The organism is Pseudomonadota bacterium, assembly GCA_039196715.1.
In the GTDB taxonomy this organism is placed as follows: domain Bacteria; phylum Pseudomonadota; class Gammaproteobacteria; order CALCKW01; family CALCKW01; genus CALCKW01.
Genome location: JBCCUP010000053.1, coordinates 22,054 through 31,585, shown reverse-complemented (window position 1 = coordinate 31,585; position 9,532 = coordinate 22,054). Strand labels below are relative to the sequence as shown.

Annotated in this window: 8 protein-coding genes and 1 pseudogene; 6 read left to right on the top strand and 3 right to left on the bottom strand. The window is 64.9% G+C overall.

Going from position 1 to position 9,532, the window contains the following annotated elements:
• The 4 genes and pseudogenes from AAGA11_16210 to AAGA11_16195 all read left to right on the top strand — a co-directional run bounded on the left by AAGA11_16210 (nt 1) and on the right by AAGA11_16195 (nt 4,350).
• A pseudogene (locus AAGA11_16210) lies at nt 1–517 on the top strand (protein-L-isoaspartate(D-aspartate) O-methyltransferase).
• A gap of 299 nt (nt 518–816) precedes the next feature.
• Nucleotides 817–1,779: a peptidoglycan DD-metalloendopeptidase family protein gene (locus tag AAGA11_16205; GenBank protein MEM9604411.1), complete on the top strand. Its 963-nt coding sequence runs from the start codon at nt 817–819 to the stop codon at nt 1,777–1,779.
• Nucleotides 1,780–1,856: 77 nt separating this feature from the next.
• A complete protein-coding gene (gene rpoS, locus AAGA11_16200; protein MEM9604410.1) occupies nt 1,857–2,876 on the top strand; it encodes an RNA polymerase sigma factor RpoS in 1,020 nt (339 codons plus the stop codon).
• A gap of 166 nt (nt 2,877–3,042) precedes the next feature.
• Complete coding sequence (locus AAGA11_16195) at nt 3,043–4,350, top strand: homoserine dehydrogenase (protein ID MEM9604409.1); 1,308 nt, start codon at nt 3,043–3,045, stop codon at nt 4,348–4,350.
• A gap of 20 nt (nt 4,351–4,370) precedes the next feature.
• Here AAGA11_16195 and aat read toward each other — a convergent pair whose 3' ends face one another.
• Genes aat through trxB form a run of 3 tightly spaced genes read right to left on the bottom strand, consistent with a single transcriptional unit; the run spans nt 4,371 to nt 7,157 of the window.
• Nucleotides 4,371–5,024: a leucyl/phenylalanyl-tRNA--protein transferase gene (aat, locus tag AAGA11_16190; protein ID MEM9604408.1), complete on the bottom strand. Its 654-nt coding sequence runs from the start codon at nt 5,022–5,024 to the stop codon at nt 4,371–4,373.
• Nucleotides 5,024–6,199, bottom strand: a complete 1,176-nt coding sequence (locus AAGA11_16185) for a GNAT family N-acetyltransferase (GenBank protein ID MEM9604407.1) — start codon at nt 6,197–6,199, stop codon at nt 5,024–5,026. The genes aat and AAGA11_16185 overlap by 1 nt, the downstream gene beginning before the upstream one ends.
• Before the next feature lies 1 nt (nt 6,200).
• Nucleotides 6,201–7,157, bottom strand: a complete 957-nt coding sequence (gene trxB, locus AAGA11_16180) for a thioredoxin-disulfide reductase (GenBank protein MEM9604406.1) — start codon at nt 7,155–7,157, stop codon at nt 6,201–6,203.
• A 211-nt stretch (nt 7,158–7,368) separates the two neighbouring features.
• Between trxB and AAGA11_16175 the strand changes: the two genes are divergently transcribed.
• Nucleotides 7,369–7,641: a hypothetical protein gene (locus AAGA11_16175; GenBank protein MEM9604405.1), complete on the top strand. Its 273-nt coding sequence runs from the start codon at nt 7,369–7,371 to the stop codon at nt 7,639–7,641.
• Between the two features lie 7 nt (nt 7,642–7,648).
• Nucleotides 7,649–9,478, top strand: coding sequence for a glutamine--fructose-6-phosphate transaminase (isomerizing) (gene glmS, locus AAGA11_16170; GenBank protein ID MEM9604404.1), 1,830 nt, complete (start codon nt 7,649–7,651; stop codon nt 9,476–9,478).
• Nucleotides 9,479–9,532 lie beyond the last annotated feature (54 nt).

The window sequence follows — 9,532 nt, the reverse complement described above, 5'->3', positions numbered from 1 at the left end:
CTTCGTCGATGAGGCCCTGTCTCACCGCGCGTACGACGATTGCTCACTGCCGATCGGGCACCGTCAGACCCTCTCGCAACCCTGGGTTGTCGCGGTCATGACGCAACTGCTGCTCGAGTCTTCGCCAATGAGCACAGTGCTGGAGCTGGGCACAGGCTCGGGCTACCAGGCTGCTGTGCTCTCTCGGCTCGTCGACCAGGTGGTCACACAGGAGCGCATACAGCCGCTGCTCAAGCGGGCGGAGGACCGGCTGTTCGCGCTGCGTTACCGAAACGTGCTGGCGCGCCACGGTCACAGTGACACCGCGTGGCAGGACCGTGCACCGTTTGACGGCATCGTGCTGACTGCCGCGGCGACCGAGGTGTCCCGCGTGCTGCTTCGTCAGCTTCGGGACGGGGGCGTGTTGATTGCCCCCGTGCAGGCTGCCGACGGCGGCCAGACGCTGGTTCGCGTCACTCGGCACGGCGCCGAGTACGAGCACGAGAACCTCACGCGAGTGAAGTTCGTGCCGCTGCTCTCGGGCAACGTCGGCGGTGTGCAACGCGTGCCGCGCGTGGCCGAGTCGCCACGCGATCGGCTCCACCGCGTCCGAGGCTGATTCAAAATCTTGACGCCACCTTACTATGATTTGAAAAAGTTCCTATAACTTCTTCAAATTGTGCATCTTTTAAGGTAGAGTTGATCCCCAGTTGGGCGGTGTGGTGTCTGGTTGAACGCCCTGCCTGCCTCGAACTGGCGTGCGCGACTCGATCGTCGAAGACTTCGGAGTGGAAAACTGTGGGCAAATGGTGCAGTGAAAGCGCGGTGAAGCCGGTTGTGGCAGGTGTCTTGGCCGTGGTGGTCAGTGGGTGCAGCTCGCTGACCATTCCGGACGTGGTGACCCCCGTCAAACGGGTGCTCGAGCCGCTTGGCCGCAGCTTTGACACGCGCGCGTACGTGGTTCAACCGGGTGACAACCTCGCGTACATTGCCTGGCGTTACCAGACCACGGTCGATGAGCTTCTGGCCTGGAACGGCTTGAACGACGCCACCGGCATTCGGCCGGGCCAGGCGATTCAGGTCAGGGCGCCGCGTGGCGGCGTGGTCGCGCAGGCCCCGCAGCAACCGGCCAGACCGGTTGTGCGCCAACAGACCGTGCCGCAGCCGGCGCCGAGTGACACCGTGACCAGCCCGGTCGCCTCGGCCGAGCCGCTCCAGTCGCAACTCATCGTGCCGGTACAACCGCGGGACACGCGCATCTCCAGCGTCACCGTCCAACCCGCGCCGACACCCACGGCACCGGCACCGGCGGTCAGGGCACCGCAAGTCGTCTACGTCGAGCCCGTTGTCGAGCCTGAACCGGTGGTGGCCGTGGCGCCGACACCGCCTGCCGATGACGTGGTGCACGTGCGCACGGCCTCGCGCGACGGCTTGCAGTGGGCTTGGCCGCAGCGCGGCAAGATTGTGAAGTCCTTTTCCTCGTCCGACACGACGCAGCAGGGCATCGACATCGCTGCGGGTTCGGCCAAGCCCATCCGCGCGGCTGCAGACGGCATCGTGGCCTTTGCCGGCAACGAAGTCAGCGTGCTCGGCCGCACGATCATCATCGATCACCAGCGCGAGTTCCTCTCGGCGTACGCCAAGGTCGGCAAACTGCTGGTTGAAGAAGGCGAGAGCGTGCGCGTCGGCGATGTGATCGCCGAGACCGACGCTGGCGGCGCCGACGGTCAGTTCCATTTTCAAATTCGGCGGAAGGGCGTGCCGCTCAACCCGCTGAAGTACTTGCCCAAGGGCACTTGAAACGCGGCGATAACGCGTGACCTGAACCCGGCGATGTCCGGGTAGAACACACTGGCATCTGATTCGGAGAACGTGCAATGGCAAGGCAGGGGCTTGCTGAGTGGGAGAGTGTCGAAGAGACGCGTCAGGCAGCGACGTCGAACAGCGACGACAACGCCGAGAACCTCGACGCGACAGCGGAGATCGACGTTGACGTGGGCGGAGGCACCGCACCGGAACCTGCCAAGCCGACCCGGTTCGACGCCGGGGACGTGCCGCGCAAGGAGATGGATGCCACGCGCATGTATCTCAAGGAGATCGAGTTTTCCCCGCTGCTGACCGCCGACGAGGAGAAGTACTACTCCCGCCGCTCGAAGAAGGGCGACGAGTCGGCGCGTAAGAAGATGATCGAATGCAACCTGCGGTTGGTTGTGAAGATCTCGCGTCGCTACATGAACCGCGGACTGGCGCTGCTCGACCTGATCGAAGAGGGCAACCTCGGGCTGATCCACGCGGTTGAGAAATTCGACGCCGAAAAGGGCTTCCGCTTCTCCACGTACGCGACCTGGTGGATCCGCCAGACCATCGAGCGTGCGCTGATGAATCAGACGCGCACCATCCGGTTGCCGATCCACGTGATCAAGGAGATGAACGTCTACCTGCGCACGCAGCGCCGATTGCAGCAGACGCTCGATCACGAGCCGACCATGGAAGAGATCGCAGAAGTCTGCGAGCGGCCTGTGGAGGACGTCAAGCGCGTGCTGGGGTTGCGCGACCGTGTGACATCCGTGGACGTGCCGACCAGCAAGGACGGCGACCGCATGTTGTTGGACGTCATTCCGGACGAGAACAACGTCGACCCGTCGACACGCCTGCAGGAATCCATCGTGCAGAAGAACCTGAACGGTTGGCTCGCCAAGCTCGAGACGAAGCAGCGCGAGGTGGTCGTGCGTCGATTCGGTCTGCACGGCTACGAGCGCTCCACGCTGGAAGAGGTCGGTGCCGAGCTGGGCGTGACGCGCGAGCGCGTCCGCCAGATTCAGATGGACGCGCTCAAGAAACTGCGGCGGATCATCGAGAGCAGCGGCTACAACGCGGACAGCGTGTTCCGTTTCTGAGTCGCAGCGCGCACGCGGCTCGACAGAACGGCGCCCTCGAGAGATGGCGCCGTTTTTATTGGATCACTCAACGTATAATGCTCGGCTTTGACACGGCGCTCGGGTGACCAGGGCGCGGCCGGTGCGTGCCCTCGGGTGCGTGGCGGGGCAACAGGTGGAGACATCCGTGAAAGCAGTGCAGGTGGGGTTACTCGGTCTTGGCACAGTCGGCGCCGGAACGGCGGCTGTGCTGCAGAGCAATGGCCGTGAAATCGCCCGGCGTGCCGGCCGCGACATCCGCGTGAAATCCGCGGTGGTGCGTGACCTCGAAAAGGCCCGTCAGCACGGGTTTGACATCGCCTTGTCGACCGACCCGGATGACGTGGTCGGCGACCCCGAGATCGACGTGGTGTGCGAGATGATCGGTGGCACCGACCTCGCACGCGAGCTCGTCTTGCGGGCGCTGGCCAACGGCAAGCACGTCGTGACGGCGAACAAGGCACTCATTGCGATCCACGGCAACGAGTTGTTCGCCGAGGCGCAGCGCCGTGGCCTGATCATCACCTTCGAGCCGGCTGTTGCCGGCGGCATCCCGATCATCAAGTCCATCCGCGAAGGCCTCGCTGCCAACGACATCGAGTGGCTGGCGGGTATCATCAACGGCACCGGCAACTTCATTCTCACCGAGATGCGTGATCGTGGCGCGGGGTTCGACGAGGTTCTGGCAGAGGCGCAGGCGCTCGGTTATGCCGAAGCCGACCCCACCTTCGACGTCGAGGGCATCGATGCGGCGCACAAGCTCACGATCCTCGCGTCGATTGCCTTCGGCATACCGCTGCAATTCGATGCGGTGTACACCGAGGGGATCAGCAGAATTTCCCCGGATGACATCCGCTACGCCGAGGAGCTGGGATACCGGATCAAGCACCTTGGGGTTGCCCGCAAGCGTGACGACGGTATCGAGCTGCGCGTGCACCCCACGCTGGTGCCGGAGCGCCGCCTGGTTGCCAACGTCGACGGTGTGATGAACGCCGTGCTTGTCCACAGCGACGCGGTCGGGCCGACCTTGTACTACGGCGCCGGCGCCGGATCACATGCAACGGCGTCGGCCGTGGTGGCGGACATTGTCGATGTGGTCAGAACGCTCAGCGCCGACCCGAGCAGCCGTGTGCCGCACCTCGCCTTTCAGGCCGATGCCCTGTCTTCGGTGCCGGTGCTGGCGCGGGCGCATTTCGAGTCGGCCCATTACCTGAAGCTGTGCGCTGCAGACAAACCCGGGGTGATGGCCGACGTGGCGCGCATCCTGGCCGACCAGCGTGTCAGCATCGAGGCCATTCGCCAGCGCCCGGCCGCCGATCGGGACGAGGCGGCCACCATAGTGCTTCTGACACACACTGTTCGCGAAGGGGCCATGGACGCGGCAATCGCCGAGATCGATGCGCTCGAATCGATTTTCGAGCCGGTTCATCGCATTCGCGTGGAGCCCCTGGGTTGATCGCCACCACAGCGGTGTGCTCAAGCTTGAGTCAGGTGTTTCAGCACAGCCAGGAAATCCGCGCGACCCATTTGCTGAGCGCCCAGGCGCATGAGGTGTTCGGTTGGCATCTGGCAGTCGACCAGATCGTAGCGACCACACTCGAGCAAGGCGTGTAGTGCCACCTTCGAGGCGTCCGACGCGCGAGAGAACATCGATTCGCCGCAAAACAAACGGCCAACCTCGACCCCATACAAGCCCCCGACCAAACGGTCGTTTGACCAGCATTCGACGCTGTGAGCCGCGCCGTGGTGGTGCAGCACACAGTAGGCGTCGCGCATCGAATCCGTTATCCACGTGCCATTCGAACCGGGTCGACGTGCGGCACAGTGTTCGATCACATCCTCGAACGCCTGATCAAACGTGACAGCGAACTCTGCGCGACGCAGCCGTTTGCGTAAACTGCGGCTGATGTGAAACGCGTCTGGAAGCAAGACGCAGCGCAACGCGGGAGACCACCAGAGGATCGGGTCATCGTCGCTGAACCACGGGAAAATGCCGGAACGATACGCGAGTTTCAGTCGCTCCGGACTCAGGTCACCACCGGCGCAGAGTAGGCCGTCGGGCTGTGCCAGCGCAGTTGCCGGATCGGGAAAGGCGAGCGGGGCGCCGGGTTCCAAAAACGGTATCGACATCAGGCGTTGTCGCTCTGTCGGTAGGGCGAGGACTGTGTCAGCATGGCGTGGTGGCGTTCGACCGCGGGTGTCTCGCGTGCGAGAAAGTCGCTCACAGCCGACTGGAACCCGTCGTGGTTCAGGCGGTGCCACGAATGCGTGTAGGTGGGCAGAAACCCGCGCGCAATCTTGTGCTCGCCCTGTGCGCCTGGCTCGAACAAGGTCAGCCCTTTGCGGATGCAGTGCTCGATGCCCTGGTAGTAGCAGGCCTCGAAATGCAGCGATCGAAACGGGGCATGGCAGCCCCAATACCGGCCGTACAACGCGCCGCCACCGCTGAAAAGAATGGCGCAGGCCACCGGCGTTTCGGGCTGTGCCTCGGTGTAGGCAAAAACCACATGGCTGTTGTGCGGCATGCGCTCCCCCAGGCACTGAAAAAACGCCGGTGACAGGCTTGGCACGCCCCATTTTCGTTCGTAGATACCGGCGTAGAGCGCGTGCACCTGCTGCCATTCGGCCAGTGTCAGTGTGCCGCCATCGCGCCATGACAGGCGGATCCCCTGGGCCTCGACCTGCTGGCGCTCACGGCGTACGTTCTTGCGCTTTCGCGCGTTCAGCGCGCCGAGGTAGTCGCCAAAGCTTGCGAACCCCCGGTTGCGCCAGTGGTATTGCACGTCGGTGCGCCTCACGAAACCGGCATTTGAAAAGGCCGCTGCGTCGGCATCGGACGTAAACAACACGTGCGTGCCGGAGAGTTTCAGCTTTTCGCTCAGTTGCACCAGTGCCGTGGCGAGCAGCTGCCGCAACCCCGCAGGGTCGGTGGCCTCCGGGTGTACCAGCAACCGGGGTCCGGTGGCAGGGGTATACGGACAGGAGACCACCAGTTTGGGGTAGTACGCTCCCCCGGCGCGCTCCCAGGCATCCGCCCAGGCGTGGTCGAAGACGAATTCGCCATAGGAGTTCGTTTTGACGTAGCTCGCCGCCGCTGCGAGCAACGTGCCGTTTTCGTCCCGCACGCTGAGGTAGTGTGGGTACCAGCCGTGGGCCTCGCCGAGGCAGCCCGTGGTCTCCAGGGCGTGCAGAAACGCATGGGAAACAAACGGAAAACCGGTCGGGTTCAGCGCGTCCCAGGCACTGGCGTCAAAGTCGGCGAGGGACGTCGACACCGAGACCGAGGCGGTCGCGGGTTGGTTCATGTCAGTCTGCGAGCGCGTCCAGGTAACGTTCGGCATCGAGCGCGGCCATACAGCCGGTGCCGGCCGAGGTGATGGCCTGGCGGTAGACGTGGTCCATGACGTCGCCGCACGCAAAGACACCGTCGACGCTGGTCGCGGTCGCGTTGCCGTCGAGGCCGCTTTTTACGCGAATGTACCCGCCCTCGATGTCGAGCTGATCGGTGAACAAAGCGGTATTGGGCGTGTGGCCAATGGCGATGAACACCCCCATGAGGTCGACGTCGTCTGTCTGCGCGTCGACTGTGCTGCGCAAGCGCATGCCGGTGACACCGGTGGTGTCACCCAGCACTTCGTCGAGCACGTGGTTCCAGCGGATGTCGACCTTGCCTTCGGCCTCCTTGGCAAACAGGCGGTCCTGCAGGATCTTTTCGCTGCGCAGGCTGTCTCGCCGGTGCACCACAGTGACCTTGCTCGCAATGTTGGCCAGGTAGAGCGCTTCCTCAACGGCGGTGTTGCCACCGCCGATCACCGCGACTGGCTTGTTGCGGTAGAAAAAGCCGTCACACGTGGCACACGCCGAGACACCGCGGCCCTTGAACGCGTCCTCGCTGGGCAGGCCGAGGTACTTCGCAGACGCTCCGGTCGCGATGATCAGAGCGTCGCAGGTGTAGGTGCCCCGGTCACCCGTCAGCGTGAAGGGCCGATTGCCGAGCTCGACCGTGTGGATGTGGTCGTTGACGATCTCGGTGTTGAACCGCTCCGCGTGCGCCAGAAAGCGCTGCATCAGCTCCGGGCCCTGGACGTCGGGTGGGTCGGCAGGCCAGTTCTCGACCTCCGTGGTTGTCATCAGCTGCCCCCCTTGCTCAACGCCGGTGATCAGGACCGGGTTGAGGTTGGCGCGCGCCGCGTAGACCGCTGCAGTGTAGCCGGCGGGTCCGGACCCGAGGATGAGCAAGCGGCAGTGACGAGCGTCTGACATGAGGTCTCCGAGGGGAAAGTGGCGCGGTGCTCGCGCTGTTCAGGGGGGTAGACGGAGCGGCATGGTAACAGCCCTGTCGTGGCGGTTTCGAGTCCGGTTCAGCTGGCGGTTTGGCCCGTTCGGGCCCGCGATCAGGTGAAGTGCATGTCAAACTTGCCCGATTTCGGGCAAAGTGCTCGCGAAGCCGTAGACTGCTGTCGATCATCCGACCATGAGACCCACCGCCCAGCCGGACGAGCTGATCCGTCACCTCTGCGAAACCAGCCGACTGACGCGTGACGAAGCCGAACGCGTGGTCGCCGAGGTGCTTGTCTACTTCGACGAGCCGATGGCGCACTTCGTTCAACGGCGACACCGGGAGTTGCAGGCAGTGGGTTTGTCCAACAACACCATTTTTGCGCGTATCCTCGACGAACTCGACCACCGCCGCTTTCCGGCGCCGGGGCTGTCGACACGTCAGGTGCGCCGACTGATCTACGGGTAAGCATCTCATGTGTGGAATCATTGCAATCACGGGTGGCGAGCACGCCGCTGACACCTTGATGACGGGCTTGCGCCGCCTGGCGTACCGCGGCTACGACTCTGCCGGCATTGCGGTCCACACCGGAAAACGCATCGAGCGACTCCGTGCCGCCGGGGCGTTGGAACACCTGGCGGCGCGCAAGCCGGAGGGCCTGTCGGGCCGTTGTGGTGTCGGCCACACGCGGTGGGCGACGCACGGTGCACCGAACGAGGTCAACGCGCATCCGCACCTGAGCAGCGACGGTGAGATTGCCTTGGTGCACAACGGCATCGTGGAAAACGCCGATGCCTTGCGTGCGGAGCTCGATTCGGTGGGTGTCGGCTGCGAAACCGACACCGACACCGAGGTGCTCGCGCAGCTGCTGGCCCACGCGGTTGCGGCCGGTCAGCCGCTGTTCGACGCGATGCTGGCCCTGCTGCCACGGGTACAGGGCACATACGGTCTGGTTGCGATGCAGGCCAGCGCGCCCGATCGCCTCGTGGCGGCGCGGCTCGGCAGTCCGGTCGCACTCGGACTCGGTGACGGTTGTCGCCTGGTGGCCTCGGATCCGGCGGCGATGGTGGGTCGCGCCAACGCGGTCGTGCACCTGGACGACGGCGATGTCGCATGGTTGACGCCGGACGACATCGGCATCCGCTCGCTTGACCACGGTGAGCGGGCGGTCGAGGCCAGTGTGTTGGACGTCGAGGCAGCAGACGCGGGTCTCGATGGCCATGCCCATTTCATGCTCAAGGAAATCGCCGAGCAACCCGCCTCGCTCACTCGCACCCTCAGTGGCCGCCTCGACGCGCGATTCGGCACTGCGCGCCTCGGCGGCCTGAATATCCCGGCGCGCGACCTGATCGGCTTTCGCGGGGTGAAGTTGCTCGGCTGCGGCAGCGCGTTCCTCGCCGCCGAGTGTGGAGCGCACCTGATCGAGTCGTTGGCACGCCTGCCCGCCAGTGCCGAGGCGGCTGCCGAGTTCCGTTACCGCAATCCGGTCATCGAGCGTGACATTCTCTACGTGGTGATCAGCCAGAGCGGTGAGACCTATGACACCCTCGCAGCCTGTCAGGAGATTCAACGCAAGGGTGGCACAGTTGTCGGCGTCAACAACGTTGTGGGGAGCTCGCTTGCCCGCGCAGTCGACGGCGGTATTTACCTGCACGCGGGGCCGGAAGTCTCGGTGGCCTCGACCAAGGCTTGGAGTGCCATGGTTGTGTCCTTGGCGCTCCTGGCGCTCCACCTCGGACGGGTGCATGATTTGTCACCGAGCGCGGGGTCCGCGCTCGTGCGGGGTTTCGAGGCGTTGCCGGATCTGGTTGCCGAGGCGCTGACGGCCCGGCCGGCGATCGCGTCGGTGGCCCGCGCGTTGAGCGCCGCCCAGAGTGTGTTTTTCATCGGTCGGAGTGACGCGGCGCCGCTCGCCCGCGAAGGTGCGTTGAAGCTCAAGGAAATCGCCTACGTGCACGCGGAAGCCTACCCGACCTCGGAGCTCAAGCACGGGCCGCTGGCATTGGTCGAGGCGAGCGTACCCACGGTTGTGGTCCTGCCTGACGATGCCTTACTGGACAAATCCATCGCCTCTCTGGCGGAGATCCGCGCACGGGCAGGACGCCTGTACGCGGTGACGGACAGTGACGACCCGCGAATCGATGCGGCCTGCGAGGCGGTGGTGCGCCTGCCCCGCGCGCACCCGTCGCTCGCCGCGGTGGTGCTGGGGGTGGGGCTGCAGTTGCTTGCCTACGAGACGGCACTGCGACTCGGGCGGGACATCGATCGCCCCCGTAACCTCGCCAAGAGCGTGACGGTCGAGTAGCGCTGCCCGGATCTGCCTGCGCCGTCCGGGTGCCGGCGCAGGCCTGGCGCCGTG

What these genes read in the sequence shown, in the direction of transcription:
- rpoS (MEM9604410.1), top strand. Translation starts at nt 1,857, where the DNA reads ATGGCAAGGCAGGGGCTTGCTGAGTGGGAGAGTGTCGAAGAGACGCGT.
- aat (MEM9604408.1), bottom strand. Translation starts at nt 5,024, where the DNA reads ATGTCGATACCGTTTTTGGAACCCGGCGCCCCGCTCGCCTTTCCCGAT.
- AAGA11_16185 (MEM9604407.1), bottom strand. Translation starts at nt 6,199, where the DNA reads ATGAACCAACCCGCGACCGCCTCGGTCTCGGTGTCGACGTCCCTCGCC.
- trxB (MEM9604406.1), bottom strand. Translation starts at nt 7,157, where the DNA reads ATGTCAGACGCTCGTCACTGCCGCTTGCTCATCCTCGGGTCCGGACCC.
- AAGA11_16175 (MEM9604405.1), top strand. Translation starts at nt 7,369, where the DNA reads ATGAGACCCACCGCCCAGCCGGACGAGCTGATCCGTCACCTCTGCGAA.
- glmS (MEM9604404.1), top strand. Translation starts at nt 7,649, where the DNA reads ATGTGTGGAATCATTGCAATCACGGGTGGCGAGCACGCCGCTGACACC.